Annotated in this window: 23 protein-coding genes; 5 read left to right on the top strand and 18 right to left on the bottom strand. The window is 70.0% G+C overall.

Annotation, left to right across the window (positions count from 1 at the left end; all coding sequences use genetic code 11):
* Positions 1-93: 93 nt before the first annotated feature.
* On the bottom strand, positions 94-720 hold the full coding sequence (locus tag CGL27_RS45205; protein WP_162953210.1) for a HutD family protein: 627 nt from the start codon (positions 718-720) through the stop codon (positions 94-96).
* A gap of 119 nt (positions 721-839) precedes the next feature.
* Positions 840-1,031 (bottom strand): hypothetical protein, encoded by a 192-nt coding sequence (locus CGL27_RS45200; protein WP_119993448.1) that lies wholly within the window; start codon positions 1,029-1,031, stop codon positions 840-842.
* Between CGL27_RS45200 and CGL27_RS45195 the strand changes: the two genes are divergently transcribed.
* Positions 1,023-1,607: a hypothetical protein gene (locus CGL27_RS45195; protein ID WP_205587855.1), complete on the top strand. Its 585-nt coding sequence runs from the start codon at positions 1,023-1,025 to the stop codon at positions 1,605-1,607. The genes CGL27_RS45200 and CGL27_RS45195 overlap by 9 nt on opposite strands.
* Positions 1,608-1,747: 140 nt before the next feature.
* On the opposite strand, the gene CGL27_RS45190 is transcribed toward CGL27_RS45195, so the two are convergent.
* From CGL27_RS45190 to CGL27_RS45175, 4 genes are all read right to left on the bottom strand, one after another.
* Positions 1,748-2,176 (bottom strand): hypothetical protein, encoded by a 429-nt coding sequence (locus tag CGL27_RS45190; protein ID WP_119993446.1) that lies wholly within the window; start codon positions 2,174-2,176, stop codon positions 1,748-1,750.
* Positions 2,177-2,199: 23 nt separating this feature from the next.
* A complete protein-coding gene (locus CGL27_RS45185; protein WP_119993444.1) occupies positions 2,200-2,460 on the bottom strand; it encodes a hypothetical protein in 261 nt (86 codons plus the stop codon).
* The gene (locus CGL27_RS45180; protein ID WP_119993443.1) at positions 2,457-2,822 is read right to left on the bottom strand and encodes a DUF2089 domain-containing protein; all 366 of its coding nucleotides are present in this window, start codon (positions 2,820-2,822) and stop codon (positions 2,457-2,459) included. The genes CGL27_RS45185 and CGL27_RS45180 overlap by 4 nt, the downstream gene beginning before the upstream one ends.
* Before the next feature lie 212 nt (positions 2,823-3,034).
* Positions 3,035-3,526 (bottom strand): helix-turn-helix transcriptional regulator, encoded by a 492-nt coding sequence (locus CGL27_RS45175; protein WP_119994866.1) that lies wholly within the window; start codon positions 3,524-3,526, stop codon positions 3,035-3,037.
* Positions 3,527-3,605: 79 nt separating this feature from the next.
* Between CGL27_RS45175 and CGL27_RS45170 the strand changes: the two genes are divergently transcribed.
* A complete protein-coding gene (locus CGL27_RS45170) occupies positions 3,606-3,872 on the top strand; it encodes a hypothetical protein (protein WP_205587854.1) in 267 nt (88 codons plus the stop codon).
* A gap of 192 nt (positions 3,873-4,064) precedes the next feature.
* Here CGL27_RS45170 and CGL27_RS45165 read toward each other — a convergent pair whose 3' ends face one another.
* Complete coding sequence (locus tag CGL27_RS45165; protein ID WP_119993441.1) at positions 4,065-4,418, bottom strand: VOC family protein; 354 nt, start codon at positions 4,416-4,418, stop codon at positions 4,065-4,067.
* Positions 4,419-4,532: 114 nt separating this feature from the next.
* Positions 4,533-5,075: a dihydrofolate reductase family protein gene (locus CGL27_RS45160; RefSeq protein WP_119993440.1), complete on the bottom strand. Its 543-nt coding sequence runs from the start codon at positions 5,073-5,075 to the stop codon at positions 4,533-4,535.
* 43 nt (positions 5,076-5,118) lie between these two features.
* On the opposite strand from CGL27_RS45160, the gene CGL27_RS52700 reads away from it, so the two are divergent.
* On the top strand, positions 5,119-5,448 hold the full coding sequence (locus CGL27_RS52700) for a deoxyxylulose-5-phosphate synthase (RefSeq protein ID WP_119993438.1): 330 nt from the start codon (positions 5,119-5,121) through the stop codon (positions 5,446-5,448).
* Between the two features lie 304 nt (positions 5,449-5,752).
* Here the strand turns inward: CGL27_RS52700 and CGL27_RS45150 are convergent, their stop codons facing one another.
* The gene (locus tag CGL27_RS45150) at positions 5,753-6,724 is read right to left on the bottom strand and encodes an SDR family NAD(P)-dependent oxidoreductase (protein WP_119993436.1); all 972 of its coding nucleotides are present in this window, start codon (positions 6,722-6,724) and stop codon (positions 5,753-5,755) included.
* Positions 6,725-6,779: 55 nt separating this feature from the next.
* Between CGL27_RS45150 and CGL27_RS45145 the strand changes: the two genes are divergently transcribed.
* Together CGL27_RS45145 and CGL27_RS45140 are read left to right on the top strand one after the other, a co-directional pair.
* Entirely contained in the window at positions 6,780-7,202 is a 423-nt protein-coding gene (locus CGL27_RS45145) for a MerR family transcriptional regulator (RefSeq protein WP_078645917.1), read from the top strand.
* A gap of 363 nt (positions 7,203-7,565) precedes the next feature.
* The gene (locus CGL27_RS45140; protein ID WP_119993434.1) at positions 7,566-8,471 is read left to right on the top strand and encodes a universal stress protein; all 906 of its coding nucleotides are present in this window, start codon (positions 7,566-7,568) and stop codon (positions 8,469-8,471) included.
* Positions 8,472-8,513: 42 nt separating this feature from the next.
* Here the strand turns inward: CGL27_RS45140 and CGL27_RS45135 are convergent, their stop codons facing one another.
* From CGL27_RS45135 to CGL27_RS45090, 9 genes are all read right to left on the bottom strand, one after another.
* Positions 8,514-9,440: a LysR family transcriptional regulator gene (locus CGL27_RS45135; protein WP_119993432.1), complete on the bottom strand. Its 927-nt coding sequence runs from the start codon at positions 9,438-9,440 to the stop codon at positions 8,514-8,516.
* A gap of 64 nt (positions 9,441-9,504) precedes the next feature.
* The gene (locus CGL27_RS45130; RefSeq protein ID WP_205587853.1) at positions 9,505-10,872 is read right to left on the bottom strand and encodes an MFS transporter; all 1,368 of its coding nucleotides are present in this window, start codon (positions 10,870-10,872) and stop codon (positions 9,505-9,507) included.
* Positions 10,873-10,942: 70 nt separating this feature from the next.
* Positions 10,943-12,091 carry a M20 family metallopeptidase gene (locus CGL27_RS45125; protein WP_119994864.1) on the bottom strand — a complete coding sequence of 383 codons (1,149 nt, stop codon included), beginning with the start codon at positions 12,089-12,091 and terminating at the stop codon, positions 10,943-10,945.
* 53 nt (positions 12,092-12,144) lie between these two features.
* Positions 12,145-12,819 (bottom strand): DUF1028 domain-containing protein, encoded by a 675-nt coding sequence (locus CGL27_RS45120; protein ID WP_119993430.1) that lies wholly within the window; start codon positions 12,817-12,819, stop codon positions 12,145-12,147.
* Positions 12,816-13,295 (bottom strand): RidA family protein, encoded by a 480-nt coding sequence (locus CGL27_RS45115; protein WP_203348595.1) that lies wholly within the window; start codon positions 13,293-13,295, stop codon positions 12,816-12,818. Before CGL27_RS45115 ends, CGL27_RS45120 begins: the two co-directional genes overlap by 4 nt.
* Before the next feature lie 10 nt (positions 13,296-13,305).
* Positions 13,306-14,601 carry an NAD(P)/FAD-dependent oxidoreductase gene (locus CGL27_RS45110; RefSeq protein WP_119993428.1) on the bottom strand — a complete coding sequence of 432 codons (1,296 nt, stop codon included), beginning with the start codon at positions 14,599-14,601 and terminating at the stop codon, positions 13,306-13,308.
* 161 nt (positions 14,602-14,762) lie between these two features.
* Entirely contained in the window at positions 14,763-14,978 is a 216-nt protein-coding gene (locus CGL27_RS45105) for a DUF4326 domain-containing protein (protein WP_240450859.1), read from the bottom strand.
* 154 nt (positions 14,979-15,132) lie between these two features.
* On the bottom strand, positions 15,133-15,831 hold the full coding sequence (locus tag CGL27_RS45095; protein ID WP_119993426.1) for a hypothetical protein: 699 nt from the start codon (positions 15,829-15,831) through the stop codon (positions 15,133-15,135).
* Positions 15,832-15,978: 147 nt separating this feature from the next.
* Positions 15,979-16,431, bottom strand: a complete 453-nt coding sequence (locus tag CGL27_RS45090) for an Lrp/AsnC family transcriptional regulator (RefSeq protein WP_119993425.1) — start codon at positions 16,429-16,431, stop codon at positions 15,979-15,981.
* Positions 16,432-16,459 lie beyond the last annotated feature (28 nt).

Genomic DNA, 16,459 nt, shown 5'->3' with positions numbered 1-16,459 from the left:
GGTCTCGGTGGCGGTGGTTGTTCGGTGAGGCATGAGGAAGCGTGGCTCCTGAGGGTGGGGGGTCGCGGGGTGGGAATGCGAGTTCGGGCGGTGCTAGGCGGGGGCGGGCGCGGCATCCGCCGCCGACGTCTCGACGCGCACCCGGGCCACGGTCGCGTCCTGGAGAGTGAGTGGTGTCTCTTCGGCGCCAGGAAGGATGGTGTCGAAACGCTCCAGCCGTCGGCCGCCGAGCGTGACGATGCCGTCGAGGACCACCAAAGCGGTGGCGAACGCGGCCGAGACCGACAGCTGCGCGTCGCCCCCGAGGAGGCCGAGGCTGCCGCGGATGCCGCTGCGCACCATGAGGTTGAGCGCCCGCGCCCTGCCGTGAACTGCGGTCGTGGCCACTTCGGCGGTCCCGTCGAACGTGACGATCTGGGTGTAACGCAGATCGTGGACGGCACCGTCGATGGACAGCTGAAGGGGCACGGGGGCGGCCGACAGCAGATGGCGCTCCATCCCCGGAAAGGGTGAGAAGGGGCCGGTGTCCTCGATGTCCGCGAGGCTCAGCCGCCACGTGGCCGTCTCCGGGGAATCCGCGGCGAGCTCACGATGGATCTCGCGGGTCCAGCCCCGTCCGTTGGCCCACCGTTGTGGTTCGAGCGTGGCCATCGGGATGATGTGTGCGGTGTCCGCCGAGCCGTTTCCCGGTTCTCCGGTGGGCTTCTTCGGTGACTGCATGTCGAGTTCGTCTCCATCCCGGCCGGCCTGGCCGATCGGGTTCCGTGGCAGGAGTGTCGGGGGTACGGCTTCGGTCCGGGGAAGTAGGGGGGCGGTGCGGGTGCTCATCCTGCTCCGGGTCAGTTTCCCTCGGTGCCCATGAAGGGATAGGTCCAGTCCAGGTCGGGGTTCATGTTCTCCTTGATGTAGCGGCCGCTGACCCGGCGCCGGAGGGCGAGCGGGGAGCCGGTCTTGTCGTCGCTTCTGCGGGGCGCTTCGATATTCGATCGCGTGAGACGGAGGTGGGCTGCCAGGCTGCGTGCATGGATCACGCGGAAGTGCTCCTCATCGGAGGGCGGGCCGGGGTCGGCAAAACGACGGTGGGGTGGGAGGTTTCGGCGTTGCTGCGAGGCGCGGCGGTCCCTCACGCGGTCATCGACGGTGACTTCATGGGACAGGTGCATCCAGCTCCGGAAAGAGATCCGCGCCGTGCGGAGATCACTGAAAGCAATCTGATTGCGGTGTGGACGAACTACGCACGCCGCGGCTACCGGCGTCTGATCTATACGAACACACTGAGCGTGGTGCCCGAGGCGACCGGCATGTTCGAGCGGGCCATGGGCAGCGGGGTGCGGATCGTGCGGGTTCTTCTCACGGCCACCGACACGACCACGCGGGAACGGCTGGAGCGCCGGGAAATCGGCTCGGAGCTGGAGACGGAATGGGAGAGCAGTACCCGTAAGGCGCGGTTGCTGGACCAGCAGACCTCTGCGGACGCAGTGCGGGTGGCGACGGACGGGCGGGCTGTCGCGGACATCGCGCGCGAGGTGGTGGCCGCCACCGGCTGGACCGAGCAGCACTCCACGAGCCCCCCGGTGGATACGCCTTCGGCGTGGTGGCCTTCCTGAGTCGCTTCGACCTGACAGCCACGGGCCGGCCGGGGGTTCCGGCTGGCCCAGTGGGCTGCATCCCTGCGTGGCGAACCGGCCGTTGAGGTAGACCACGGCCCTGGCCGGAACCGCCGGTGCCGGTGCCGGCCAGGGCCGTATCACTCGCAGTAGACCTGCATCTTGGAGCCGGGGTCGCCGAGGTCGACGATGACGTCGTCGAGGTGGTCGATGAGGTCATCGAGGTGCTGCGGCTTGAGCTCGGCGAGGTCGATCGGCACCCCGGCCTTGTCCAGCTCCGCGTTGACCTTGGTGATGGCCGCCGGTGGGAGCAGGGTGGTGAGCCGGACGCCGGCGCGCAGCAGTTGCAGCGGGATACGGACGTTGAGCCGGGTGGGGCCACCGCCGGTGTCGTCCTCGGCGTCCATGACCACGCGCAGGTACTTGGCGCGGGCCTTCGGGCGGGACGTCGTTCCCGGCGGCGTCTCGGGCTGCTCGCGCTCGAGCGCTTCGATCAGCCGCTCGGCCTCGTCCGCGGTGATCTTTCCTTCGGCCAGCATCTCCAGGATCTGGCGGCGCTGCTCGTTCATGCGTGTGCTCCTGATTCTCTGAGTTATCTCACGCTGGCCAGCACGGCTGTCCGGCCCTGCGCCATCTCGAACCGGGTGCCGGGCAACGCCCACAGCACCTGTCCGGCACCGCGCAGCGCGCCTCCCGGGCTCATCCGGAAGATGAGGCACGCGACCACCCCGCCCAGCACGGCGAGCAGCAGCAGCGGCGACAGCACCAGCACCACCGGCACCACGGGGATGTACAGCCGCACCCGGCGGCCGTTGGAACGGCGCACGCGCACCGTCACCAACTGCGGGATCATCGGCCCCGCTCCAGTTCGGCCAGGGCGTCCTCGGCGGTGATCTCGCCCCGGTGCAGGCGGTCGACGACATTGGCGGCGCTGGTGGGTGCTGGGTCGACGTCGACGAAGTCGAGGTGCTCGGCGATCCGCTTCAGCCGCGACTTGATCGTCGGGTAGCTCACCCCGAAGATCCGCTCCATCTCCTTGATGGATCCGTGCGCCCGGACGAACGCGGCGACGAAGATCTGATCGTCGATGCCGAGTTGGGCCAGCTGCGGCGGCTCGAACAGCCCCTCGATCGCGACGCCGCTGTCGGCGAGGCGGACCCGCTCGACCGCGAACGGCCGACCGCGCGTCAGGTCCGTCAGGTCCTGCCAGTCCATCCTCGGCTCCTTACTCTCGGCAACCTCTTCATACTTCATGTCTATCTTGAGATTATTAAGGAGTCAATCCGCAGACTTTAATATTCACGATGTTGATCTTGATAATTCGGCTTCGATACGGCCGGCTCCGCCATCCCTTCCGCGAAGCCGCCGCAGACCACCGCTCACCCCGGCATCTGGGTAGCTGAAGCCCCGGCCCGCCCTCGGCGCAGCTACCGTTGTGCCCGGTTCGCGTCCTGGCCGGCGGAGCGGTACTCGCTCGGAGTCATGCCGCTGGCGGCGCGGAAGGCGCGGGTGAAGTCGGATGGCCTGGGGTATCCCCAGCGCATGGCGATGGCGGCGATGGGGACGGTGCACTGGGAAGGGTCGGCCAGGTCCCGTCGGCAGCGGGCGAGGCGCTGCTGCCGGATGACGTCGCCGACCGTGGCACCGTGCTGTTGGAAGATGCGGTGCAGATAGCGCGTGGAAATGAAGTGCGTCGCGGCTATGGCGCCTGGTGTGAGGCCGGGATCGTGCAGGTAGGTGGCGATGTAGGCACTGATCTGCTCGAACAGTGCACGCTGCCGTGACCCGGCTGGAATCAGGGTCTGCCGGTCGGCGTGGTGAGCGAGCAGGGCCGTCGCGAGATCGACCGCGGTGGTGCCCAGCCGGGTGCTGTCAGCGGACGTGAGATCGGCGTGCGTATCGGCGAGGCCGGTCAGCATCTGGCACAGGAGCCGCCCGACACCCGCTCGTCCGGGCCCCCACGCCCTCGGCCGTGAGGACATCGACGCGGTCTGCGAAGTGGCCGGGCCCGCCGCGAAGAAGGCACAGGACCAAGGGCTCGGCCCGTGCACGTCGACGTACACCGCCGTGTTCCAGATGATCTCGCCCCCACAGAAGAAGGCCCTGCAAACCGCGACGGTCGACCCGCAGCGCATCGCCGTGCGCACGCCCGACAAGATCGAGATGCCGGCCGAAGCGGTACGGGCCTCCGCCACGTTCTCCGACGACGACCTCGGCAGCTACACCCTGGAGTACCTCAAGGACGATTGGTTCATCACCGACTGAGCCCAACGCGCCATACGCGGAGCCGCCCGGCGGTGGGAGCGGACTCATTCCCACGGCTTCTGGACGCTGGAGATTCCGTGGGACAAGGCGACCCGAGCCGACGCCCGGGACCTCACCCGCCGGCTCCAACGATCGCCGTACGGGCGACCTGAGCGCCGGCTCCGCCGGCACGCAGGCGGAGCCTGCGCTCAGTTACTCGCGCCGTCGGCCGAGGACACAGAACTCGTTGCCTTCGGGGTCTGCCATGACAACCCACGACTGGTCACCCTGACCAATATCAACACGCTGTGCGCCATGAGCCTCGAGGCGAGCCACCTCGGCGCCCTGATCATCAGGCACGAAGTCGAGATGCAGTCGGCTCTTGGCCTTCTTGGGCTCATCAAGCCGGACGAACTCCAACCCCGGCACGCGATCCGGCTCCGGACGGATCGCGAACTCCACATCAGAGGAGTGGACCACAACCCAGCCAAGAGCCTCGGCCCACCACTGCCCCAGGGCCACCGGATCTGCGGAGTGAACGATTACATTTCGCCATTCCAAGGTCATCAGCCGAGCCTAGACCTGCCAGGACTTCGAAAACAGGCATGCATGGCATGCATGAAGAGGGCCCGCTGACATCCTCTCAGCGACGACCATTTCCAGATTCGGCGGACGGCCCGGCTAGCGCGCCACGCGGTAGCGGAAGTAGACGACTCCCGAGCTGAAGGTGCAAGTCTCAACGAGTTCGAGATCCACCCGGCGCTCGCGCTGGGGAAAGAACGGAATGCCACCGCCGACCAGCACCGGATAGACCCTGGCCCGGTACTCGTCGATCAGACCCACCGCGGCCGCCTCGGCAGCGAGAGCCGCGCCGCCGATCGCGATATCGCCCTCCCCCGGCTCGACCCGCAACCGCTCGATCTCCTCCGCCAACCCGCCGGAGACCAGGCGGGCAGTGCCCTGCACCGCCGACAGCGTGGTGGAGAACACCACCTTGGGGAGCGGCTTCCAGAGCGCGGCCCACTCCAGCATGGAGGCGTCGAGTGATGGATCCTGGTCGGCGGTCTCCCAGTACAGCATCGTCTCGTACAGTCGGCGTCCCATCAGGTGGACGCCGACCTCACGGATCTCGTCGATGGAGAAACGAAAGACGTCCTCGCTGGGCGCCGTCCAGTCGAAGCCGCCGTCCGGCCCGACGATGTAGCCGTCAAGTGAGACGGCCATCGAATAGGTCGCTCGCCACTGCCGCTGCGCTTAGCCTGAGCGCATGCGTCACGCGAAAACCTCCTACGTATGCTTGCCATGTCGGGGTTCGTACAAGCAGCCCTACCTCGGCGCTCAGGACCGGCTGTGCCCGCGCTGCGCAAAGCCGATGATCCACGTGGGGTCCGCCTTCGCCGCGCCTCGCCGACGCGACAAAGCGGGGTGGAGGGTACTGTCCGTGCTGCTCCACGCAGGCGTGCGATTCCACAAGAGCTGCTGTGGAGGACCCGGTTACCGCCCACGCACACTCCACGAGGTGCGCGAACGGATGGTGTACGCCCGAACCACCGGGGAGCCATTCGTCCAGGCGCTCGTCCGCCACGAGCTCCCCTAGCACCGCGACAGCCGGGGAGGCGCCGGCGAAAAACCATGCGCCGGAATGGGCGGATGGGGGGAGGTGGGCGTTACGGGAGGGCGCCAGGTCGCTGTGCCCGAAGCGCGCATCGGGCGGGTGCGACAGCGTTCGATGAGGCGACGCCGGCCTTCGGCGGTAAGAGGTGTGTTGCCGTGCGGCATGCCCAGATCTCTCTGCCTGCGACGGCAGTCGATCGCCGGGGCAGTCGGCCCGGCCCGGCTGGCTTGAAGGCGGAGGCTTCTCGTACCGGGCCGAGTGCCGCAGCGGCGCGTGCCGGGCAGGGTCATCGGGTGATCGGGGTGGCACCGGTCGCGGTGATGGACAGGTCCCACAGCCGTGCGGCGGCGCCGGGGTCGATGGCGTACGCGCGGACGCCGCCGTCATCCATGAGAGCGTCATGGGCGGAGATACGTGAGACCTCGCAGTCTTCCAGGTAGAGGCCGCCTCGGTCGTCGAGGAGTCGGGACGTGGCGGCCCACAGGCCGGTGGCGGCGCCCTGGGAGGGGGTCTTGAAGTCGGCGCCGATCACCTTGCCGTGCTCGTCCACCCAACCGCGGTCGATCTGCTCCCGAAGTGTCATCTCCCGCTGAAGGCCGGTGACGATCTTGCCCGGGTGGAGCGCGAGGGCCCGGACACCGTCGTTGCGTCCGAGGGCGTCGAGGTGCACGGCGAACAGGGCGTTGGCGGTCTTGGCCTGGCCGTAGGCCAGCCACTTGTCGTAGCCGGTGCGAAAGTGCGGGTCGTGCCAACGGATATCGGTCAGGGCATGTCCGGCGGAGCTGTTGACGACGACGCGCGCACCGCCCGCGGCGGCCAGGAGCGGATAGAGCTCGCAGGCGAGAGTGTAGTGTCCGAAGTGGTTGGCGGTGAACTGGCTCTCCCAGCCGGGGCCGACGCGCCGCTCCGGGGTGGCCATGATGCCGGCGACAGCCATGAGCAGATCGAGCCGGGCGAGGGAGTCGCTGATCCGTGCGGCGGCGGCGCGCACACTGTCGAGGTCTGCCAAATCCATGGAGATGACCTCGCAGCGCTCCACCTCCGCGAGCGCGGCGCGGGCGACTTCGGGCCTGCGTGCCGGAACGATGACCCGGGCCCCGGCCGCCGACAGGGCCCGGGTGGTTTCCAGGCCGAGCCCGGAGTAGCCCCCGGTGACGACGGCGCTCGTGCCGGAGAGGTTGAGGCCGGCCATGACGTCCTCGGCGGTGCTGACGGCGGAGAAGGGCGAGCCGAGCGGCTGCTGATCAGTGCTGGTCACGCCGACGACGCTACGATCTAGCGCGAGGTCTAGATCAAATCCTGGAGTGGGGCGCATGGCGACTGGCGAGACCTCCGCGGAGCCACTGAGCATCGGTGAGGTGGCCGAGCGGACCGGACTCAGCGTGCATGCCTTGCGCTTTTACGAGCGCGAGGGCTTGCTGGTCGGACCGGTCCAGCGCACCTCCGGCGGTCGGCGGCGGTACACCGCGTTCGACGTCGACTGGTTGCTGATCTGCGTCAAGCTGCGTGCATCCGGCATGCCGCTCGCCGACCTCAAGCGGTTCGCCGAACTGGTGCGGCACGGTCCGGGCAACGAGGCGGAACGTCTGCGGCTCCTCGACGCCCACCGGCAGCGCGTCGACGCACAGATCCAGGCACTGGAGGAGTGCCGCTCCGTCATCGCCTGGAAGGTCGGCGTCTACGCCGAACACCTCGCCCGCGGCGAGGCCGGCGGACTCTGGGACCCGACGGTCTGAGGGGCAGGCACAGAACCGCGAGGGCCGACCCCAGTGCGCAAGGTGGTGGTCGTGACCGGCGCGAGCGACCTGCGGAAACCGCTGATCGGGCGGTGGCCGTCCCGGAGAGTCCGACGCGGCGCTCCGGCTGAGCTGCCGCGCGGCCGCAGCCGGCCCCGCCGCGAGCGTTCGGTGTCCGATTCGCAGGGTGGCGTGGGGGCGCGCAGCATGGAAGTGGCCGGCTGCCATCGTTTCGCGAGGTGACAGGCCATGACTGGTTGAGCCCACTGGAAGCAGCGGCCGAGGCCGTGCGGCCGAGGGGTGTGGACGCCGGGGGACGTTCCGGCGCGATGTGCCGGTCGGAGGAGTCATAGGAGGTCGGCGATGGCGCACGCACACGGAGATGAACCGATCGTGGTCGGCCTCGACCCCGATCCGGGCAGACGCGCGGCGCTCGGCTGGGCCGCCGACGAGGCGGACCGGCGCCGCCTGCCGCTGCTGCTGGTCCTCGCGCAGAACCTGCCGACCCCCGGGTACCGGCCGACGGGCGGGCGGCCGTCCTGGGAGGAGTGGAACGAGTCGCTGCACACGTCGGGGGATCGCATGCTGAAGGAGGCGGTGGCCTTCGTCGAGTCCCGGCATCCACAGGTGCGGGTATCGGGTCTGCTGGCGGAGGGGCATCCGGCGTGGGTGCTGCGTGAGCAGGCGCGGAACGCCACGGTAGTGGTGGTCGGGTCCTGGCGCCTGAGCGCTCTTCAGGAGGTCTTCACCTCCGCCGCCGTCGCCCTGCCGCTCATCGCCCACGCGCCCTGCCCCGTGGTGGTCGTGCCGGAGCAGGTCTCCGAGGCGGAACACGCCCCCGAGCCGGAGCACGTCCCCGAGCGGCAGCCGCATTTCGTGGTCGGGGTCGACGGCAGTCGTCATTCCGCGGCCGCCGTCGACTTCGCCTTCGACGAGGCCGCCGTGCACGGCTCGGCCCTGCGCGCCCTCTACGTATGGCAACCTCCCCGGTTCGGAACCCCCGACGAGGAGGCCGCCGTCCAGGAGTGCCGTCGGCTGCTGTCGGAGACCGTCGCCGGGCGTACCGCCGGCCATCCGGAGGTGGAACTGCGCCAGGAGGTCGTACCGGGCCACCCGGTACAGGTCCTGACCGAGGCGTCCGAACACGCCCTCGGCCTGGTCGTGGGCACCCGCGGACACGGCGGGTTCACCGGCCTGCTGCTGGGCTCCGTCAGCCAGGGCGTGACGCAGCACGCACGCTGTCCGGTCATCACCGTCCCGAGCGCCTGACCACCGCCGCGGCCGCGAAGGCCCGGTCCGGTTCCGTGTTCTTCAGGCCCTGGCGGGGCGGGGGCCGATCTCCCGCAGCAGCTCCATCACCGCCCGGGCGCGGGCGGTCTGGGTCATGCCCTTCACCGAGGCGATCTGGACTTCGAGCGGGGGGCTTCCGTCCCGCAGCTCCAGTTCCGCGATCTCGCCGCCGCCGTAGGTCTGGCCGGTCGCCGGCCGCTGGTTCAGCACGGAGTATCCGAGCCCCCGGGCCACCAGGGAACGTACGGTTTCATAGCTCCGGGTGCGGTAGCGGACATCGGGCGCGGTGCCGGTGGCGGCGATCAGCGAGCGGAAGTAGTCGCGGCTGTGGGGCAGGTCGAGCAGGACGAGGGGTTCCGCGGACAGTTCGGCCAGCTCCACGGAGCCCTGCCGGGCCAGCGGGTGGTCGGCCGCGACGATGACATAGGCCGGGGCCCGCGCGATCGTCTCGCTGCGCAGGTCCATCTCGGCCGTCAGACCGAGGTCGTAGGTGAGGGCGAAGTCGATGCGTCCCGCGCGCAGGGCCTGGACGAGCTGATCCGTCTCTCCCTCCACCACGTCGATCTCGATGCCCGGGTAGCGGTCGGTGCATTCGCTGAACAGGGGCGGCAGATAGTACGGGGCCAGCGTCACGAAGCACCCGACGGCCACCGGCCCGGAGATCGTCTCGCCGTCTCCCCGGGCTTCGCGCTCGATCTCGCGCGCACGGGCCAGCAGCTCCCGCGCGTGCTGCTGAAGCCTCTCCCCCGCGGGCGTCAGGGTCAGTCCCCGGCCCCTGCGGCGGATGAACAGCTGCACCCGCAGGTCGCGCTCCAGGTTGTGGATGGCCGCGGACACGGCGGACTGCGCGATGTGGAGCGCCCCCGACGCCTCCGTCATCGAACCGCGCTCGGCGGCCACGAGGAAGTAGCGGAGCTGGAGGAGGGTGAAACCCACCGGTGACGTCATGCGTGACCCTCGCGCCTGGTGATCGGTGTCCGTGCCGATGCCGACCCTATGCGGCGGCCGGACCCTATGCGGGCGGTGCCTGGTGGCGCTCCGCGGGCGCGTCGGAGACGTCCTCGGGACGCAGCAGGGCGGAACCGGCGGTCTCCTTGAGGGACAGGGCGGCGATGAGGCCGCCGACGGCGAACACCATCAGGTAGGGGCCGGGCAGCAGGGTGCTGCCGGTCGCGGAGATGAGCACGGTCATCAGGTACGGCACCGTGCCGGCGAACAGGGCGGCGGTGAGGTTGTAGGCGATGGACAGGCCGCTCTGGCGGGTGCGGGTGGGGAAGATCTCCGCAGACCACACCGCGTAGGTGCCGAGGATCGCGGCGAGGATCACGCCGAGCAGCAGCCCGGCGATCCAGGTTCCGGCGAGCCCGGTCCGCATGAGGAGGAACGCGGGGGTGGCGAGGACCAGGAGGCCCGCGGTGGCCCCGACGAAGACCGGTTTGCGTCCCACGCGGTCGGACAGCATCCCGAACACCGGGACCAGCACCAGCCCCAGCAGTGAGATCACCGTGGACAGCAGGGCGGCGCTGCCGGCCGAGTGCCCCAGGTGGTCGGTCTCGTAGGTGACCAGGTACGTCAGCACCATGTAGAAGGGCACGTGCATGGCGGCCATCAGGCCCGCGGCCTGGAGCAGATGCCGCTTGTGGCGGCGGAACAATTCCCGTACGGGGGTGCGCGGCACGGCGTCGTTGGCTTCGAGCGTCCGGTACTCGGGGGTGTCCTCGATCTTGTTGCGGATGATGAAGCCGATGACGCCGAGCGGCGCGGAGACGAGGAAGGGGACGCGCCAGCCCCAGGCGGTCAGCTGCTCCTCGTCGAGCCCCGTCGACAGCAGCAGATAGACGAACGAACCGGCGAGGAAGCCCAGCAGGGAGCCGACCTCCAGCCAGCTCACCCCGAATCCGCGGCGGCGCCGGGGGGCGCTCTCGGCGAGGAAGCTCGCCGCGCTGCCGAACTCGCCGCCCGCCGCGAATCCCTGGATCAGGCGCAGGATCACCAGGAGCACCGGGGCGGCGACCCCGATCGCCGCGTAGCCGGGCAGCAGACCGATCGTCAGGGTCGCGCCGGACATCATGAAGATGACCAGCGACAGTGTGCGCTTGCGGCCGATCCGGTCACCGAGTGGTCCGAACACCAGGGCGCCGATGGGCCGGATGCCGAAGGACACGGCGAACACGCCGAACACGGCGAGCAGTCCGGTGGTGCCGTTCTCGTCCGGGAAGAACACGGTCGCGACGGTGCCCGCGAGATAGGCGTAGGCGGCCCAGTCGAACCAGTGCACGAATACGCCGACGGCTCCCGCGGCAACGCTTCTGCGCAGTGCGACGACGTCGGTGGCCACCTCGACCTCGGCCGTGGTGACGTCGGTGTGAGTGGTGGGCATGCGCGCCTCCTTGGGAATGGGGTGGGAGAAGCCGGAGCTGTGCGGGTGCCGTCTGCGGGGGTCGGCCCGGTCAGGAGCTCGCGCTCGCGTAGCGGCTCGAACTCCGGTCCACACCGGTCCAGGCCAGCGCCACCGCCCCGTCGAGCAGGGCCCGCTGGGCGTTCGCGCCCACGCAGAACGCGGCGAACTCGTGCTGGTGGTTGGTGGCGGGCAGCGAGCCGATACCGATGTACGGGTGGATGGCGGGCACCGTCTGCGAGACGTTGCCCATGTCGGTGGAGGCGCGGTTCATCCGGGCGGCCTGTCCCGGCGGCGCGAACTCCCGTCCCAGGGCGAGGGCGTTCGCGCGGTAGTGGGCGAGAGCGGTCTCGTCCGTGCGGAACTCCGCGTACGGTTTGCTCTCCGGTTCGATCTCCAGCTCGCACCCGGTCGCGAGGGCACCCGCCTCGAAGGCCCGCATGACCCGTGGTTCCAGCTCGGCCAGTTCGGCGAGGGTCTCCGCCCTGACGTACCAGCGGCCGGTGGCCCGTTCCGGGATGGCGTTCGGGGCGTCCCCGGCGTGGGTCACCACGCCGTGCACCCGGGCGGAGGTGGGCAGTTGCTGGCGGAGCAGCCCGATCGCGACCTGGGCCACGGTGAAGGCGTCGGCCGCGTTGATCCCGGCCTCGGGGTAGGCCGCGGCGTGTGCGGACCTACCGGTGTAGGAGATCTTGGAGTGGCTGACCGCGAACGGACGGGCCTCGGCGACGTCGACCGGCGCCGGGTGCACCATCATCGCGAGGTCCATCCCGGCGAAGGCGCCCCGGTCGAGCATCTCGATCTTGCCGCCGCCGCCCTCCTCCGCCGGGGTGCCGTAGACCTCGACGGTGAGGCCGGCGTCGTCGGCGACGGCGGCGAGGCCGAGCGCGGCGCCGACCGAGCTCGCCGCGATGAGGTTGTGCCCGCACGCGTGGCCGAGGCCGGGCAGCGCGTCGTACTCGGCGCACAGCGCGATCCGGACGGGCCCGCTGCCGAACCGGGCGTGGAAGGCGGTCTCCAGGCCCAGGTAGGACGTGGTGATGTCGAATCCGGCGCGGTCCAGCGGCTCGGGTACGGCAGCCGCCGCCCGGTGTTCCTCCCAGGCCGTCTCCGGGTCGGCGTGCAGCCGCTCGGACAGCCGGATCAGCTCCTCGGCATGCCGGTCCACCTCGCGCCGGGCGGCCTCTTTGAGCGTGCCCATGGTCCCCGTCGGCCCCGTGGTCCCCATCGGCCCGGTGGTCCCCATCGTCCCCATCACCGATCGCCCGGGACGCCGTACGAGGGAGCGGAGGCGGGGTCGAGTCCACGGCGCACGTAGTCGTCCCGCTGCGGCAGCCAGACGGCGAGGAGTTCGGCGAGCCGGTCGACGGGGTCGTCGGCCCAGTCCACGCGCAGGTCGGTCACCCGCCAGTCCACGTCCGCGACGACCGCGAGGCCCGCGGAGTGCACCGGCCCCTCCTCGCCACCGGCCTCGACCGCGGCCTTCAGGGCGGTGACCAGCCGCTCCTCCAGCTCCCCGGCGGCGGCGGAGTACGCGTCGAGGAGGACGCCGGGGATGTGCTCGCCGCACAGCATGTTGCCGGCCGCCACCGCGCCCTCGGCGGTGGCCGAGGCGTGCTTGCCCAGGGTGTGCGCGCCGCTGTAGACGAACCCGGGCCCGGAGCGGCCCAGCACGGTCAGCTGACGGTGGGCGATGGACTTCGCGTTGCGCACCGCGCCGGTGACACCGGCCAGGGCGCGTTCCGCGTCGCCGTGGTCGGCCAGCTCCGCCAGCAGGCTGGTGCCGAGCGTGGGGTCGGTGACGTTCTGCGAAGCCGCCGCGCCGACCCCGGACCGCAGATGGGCGACCCGGGCGGCGACCGCCGGGCTGGACGAGCTGACCGCGATGCCGAACCGCTCGCCGTCGCGGACCACCAGGGAGAATGTCATGCCCGCGCCTCCTCGGGGATCACGGCGACGGCGTCGATCTCGCACAGCCATTCCGGACGGGCCAGGGCCGACACCACCAGGCCGGTGGAGATGGGGTGGACGCCCTTGGTCCAGCGGCCCACGGTGCGGTACACCGCCTCGCGGTAACGCGGGTCGATCAGATAGATGGTCAGCTTGACCAGGTGCTCCATCCGGCTGCCCGCCTCTTCGAGCAGCAACTTGATGTTCGCCATGGCCTGTTCGGCCTGCGCCTCGGCGTCGCCGATGCCCACGGACTCGCTGGTGTCGAGGTCCTGGCCGATCTGGCCCCGGACGTACACGGTGTCGCCGGCGACGACGGCCTGGCAGAGGTCGTTGTCGAGGTTCTGCTCGGGATAGGTGTCGCGGGTGTTGAACGGACGGATCCGGGTGTGCCCGCCGGCGACGACCGGGGCCTTGACGGCGTTCGCCCGGCGGCCCTCGTTCGTGGAGGTCATCATCTGCTCCTCAGTTCTTCCAGGCCGCCGGCGCGGCGCCGGGCCGGTCGGTGGTGCCGTACGCGAGATAGCCCCGCTGGGTCGTGATGTGATCGGCGACGTATCCGGCGTCGTGCCAGACGCCCCAGATGAAGCTCGATCCGCGGCGGGACAGCCAGGGCAGGCCCAGGAAGTACACGCCGGGCTCGCAGGACACACCGCGCCGCTGGTCCGGCCGGCCGTTCTCGTCGAACGCGTCGACCTCGAGCCAGCTGTAGTCGGTGGCGAAGCCCGTCGCCCAGACGATCGAGGTGACACCGGCCGCGGCCAGGTCGAGCTCCAGCCGGGGATCGGCCACGCCTTCCGGGTCCGGCCCGAGGTCGTGGGCCTGCGGCTCCTCGGGGAGGTCGAGCCCATTGCGCTCGACATACGCATCGGCCGCCCGGAGGAGCTCGAGGTACTTCGCGTCGCCGAGTGCGACGTTCGTGGCGAGATCCCGCGCGAAGCGCAGCACACCGTCGTCGTAGGACGCGGTCAGACCGACGAGCTCGACGCCGTCGGCGGCCAGGGCCCGGAAGTCCACGGTGTGGCCGCCGCGGGCGCCGCTCACCGCGATGGTGACGTGTTCGGCACCCTGGGGAGGCGTCTCCGCGTCCCAGCGCCCGAGCACACCGAGCCACCAGCAGAAGTCACGCCCGCGGTACTGACGGGCGGGACGGTCGTGCGGACCGACGGAGAGAAAGACCCGGCGGCCGGAGCGGCGCAGCTCATCGGCGATCTGGACCCCCGAGGAGCCGGCCCCGACCACGAGGACCGCGCCCTCGGGGAGCTGCTCCGGGTTGCGGTACCCGCTGGAGTGGAGCTGCACGGGGACGGCGCCGTCCGGGACGATGGGCGGGATCACGGGCCGCTGGAACGGCCCGGTCGCGGCCACGACGAAGCGCGCGTCGATGGGGCCCTGCGAGGTCTCGACCCGGAAGTCGGGCCGACCGGTCCGCTTCCGTACCGAGGTCACCTCGACACCGCACCGGATCGGGGCACCTATCTTCTCGGCGTAGGTGACGAAGTAGTCGGCGATCTGCTCCTTCGAGGCGAAGGCGTCGGGGTGGACGTCGGGGTCGACGTCGGAGAACTCCAGCCCCGGGAACCGGTCGTGCCACGCGGGCCCGTTCGCCACCAGGGAATCCCACCGCTCCGAGCGCCACCGCTCGGCGATACGGTGCCGCTCCAGGACGATATGCGGCACACCGTGGGCTCCCAGGTGCTCGCTCATCGCCACACCCGCCTGGCCCGCGCCGACGACGACTACCTCAGTCTCTTCACTCAACTTTCAGCCTCCACTCAGGCGGTAGTGCATCCCGGTGTCGCGTTGACCGTGCTGTGGGTGCTACCGCACGAGGGATCCTTGGGCATGGCCGTAGTGCTGTCCAACAGATGTTTCTGCTGTAGGCGATCTGATTTACAGATTTGGACACCTGAGACTGGCGGCTACTTGGGCGCACTGCCCGGACGCGCCGGAGGCTTTGCCACGCTCCTGAACGTCGCCTGGCGACGGGAAGCCTCTTCGGAGTCGGCGAGTTCAGCGATCACTTCGGCGTGGCACGACTGAGGGAGGCACCAGCATCCGAGGCGGCGGCACGTTCCTGCTGGCCGAGGCTTGAGTCCTGGACGGCCTGCGGGCGACGACGACCTGGTGGCCGGCACCGGTCTTCCGCAGAAGGTACGCGGGGGTCCAGCTCGATCAGAGCCGGATGGTCATCGATTCGGGCGGCATCACCACCGCGGGTGCGGCCCTCGGACACGTTGACCTCGCGCTCGCGATCATCCGGGCGAGCAGCCCTGTTCCAGAACCTTTGCGCTACGAGCCGGGTGGCAGGAGTCCGCGGGCCAGGGTGAAGGCAGCCGTGGCGGTGGACAGGAGGGCGTTGATCCTTCCGAGGATGCGAGCCGTCCTGTCGGCATCCTGCGCGTCGACGGCCGCGGCCAGGTCGTCGGCGTACTCCCGCGCCCTTACCGCCTCATCGGACGTCGCGGTGTCCGCGTCCGTACGCAGGGCGTCGATCAGTTGCTGATGGGGGATGTCAGACGCGTTCGCCCGGTTGCCATAGCCGCCGTGGACCACCGAATGATGGCTGTTGACGTTCGCCACGACGAAGCCGCCCGGTCCAGTGGAGATGTGCACCCCTTCGCCTCCCGTCCAGATGAACTTGCCCTCGTACTCGGTCCAGCCCTTGTACGTCACGCTGTAACTGCCGAACCGCCAACCCTCCACATCGATCAGCTTGTGCTTGAGCGGCTCGGCCAGGACGCGCATCGCGTCCGCCCGATTCCATCCTCGCCGGGCGAAGTAGTCGGTCATCATCACGCGCCGACCCGGGTTCGCCGCCCGTCGGCAGATCTCGCGGAATGCCTGCCCCTGATACATCTCCACCTGGCCCGGGGCGACCGACAGCTCCGGCAGCCGCCGCCGGTGCACGATGCCGCGGATCCATACGAACAGGGCATAGATCAACCAGCAGAGCAAGGCGATCACAACTAACTTCGGTGCCAACTCCACGCTCGTCACCCTCCCCCGTCGGCCCCAAGCCAACCCATTTTAGGACCAGTTGGTGCGCTGTGACCCTGCACTGCACCGTCCAGTCCCGTCCAGTCCCGTCCAGTCCCGTCCAGTCCTGTCCTGGCAACGGGCTTCGGGGACAAGCGGCTACTGGGGCAGGGGGCGGTCGTGGACGACGTTCTTCATGACGAGGGTGGAGTTCAGGCGCTGAACGCCCGGGAGTTTGGCCAGCCGCTGGTCGTAGAGCTGCTGGTAGGCGGCCAGGTCGGTGGTGGCGACGCGCAGCAGGTAGTCGGGTTCGCCGAAGAGCCGCTGGGCCTGGATGACGTGCGGGATGGCGGCCACGGCCTCTTCGAAGGTGGTGACGGTGTCGGCGTCCTCCCAGCGCAGGGTGGCGAAGACCACGGCCTCGAAGTCCAGGCCGACGGCGGCCGGGTCCACGACGGCGCGGTAGCCGCGGATGGCGCCCTCGCGTTCGAGGTCCCGCAAGCGGCGGTGACACGGCGAAACGCTCAGCCCCACGCGGGCGGCCAGCTCGGTGATCGTCAGGCGGCCGTCCAGCTGCAGCTCGGTAAGAATTTTCCGGTCCAAGGCGTCCATGGAGAAGATTCTCCCTCATTCGACGCGA

It is taken from the genome of Streptomyces sp. 11-1-2, assembly GCF_003595545.1.
Lineage (GTDB): Bacteria > Actinomycetota > Actinomycetes > Streptomycetales > Streptomycetaceae > Streptomyces > Streptomyces hygroscopicus_B.
This window is presented reverse-complemented; position numbering and strand designations above follow the sequence as displayed.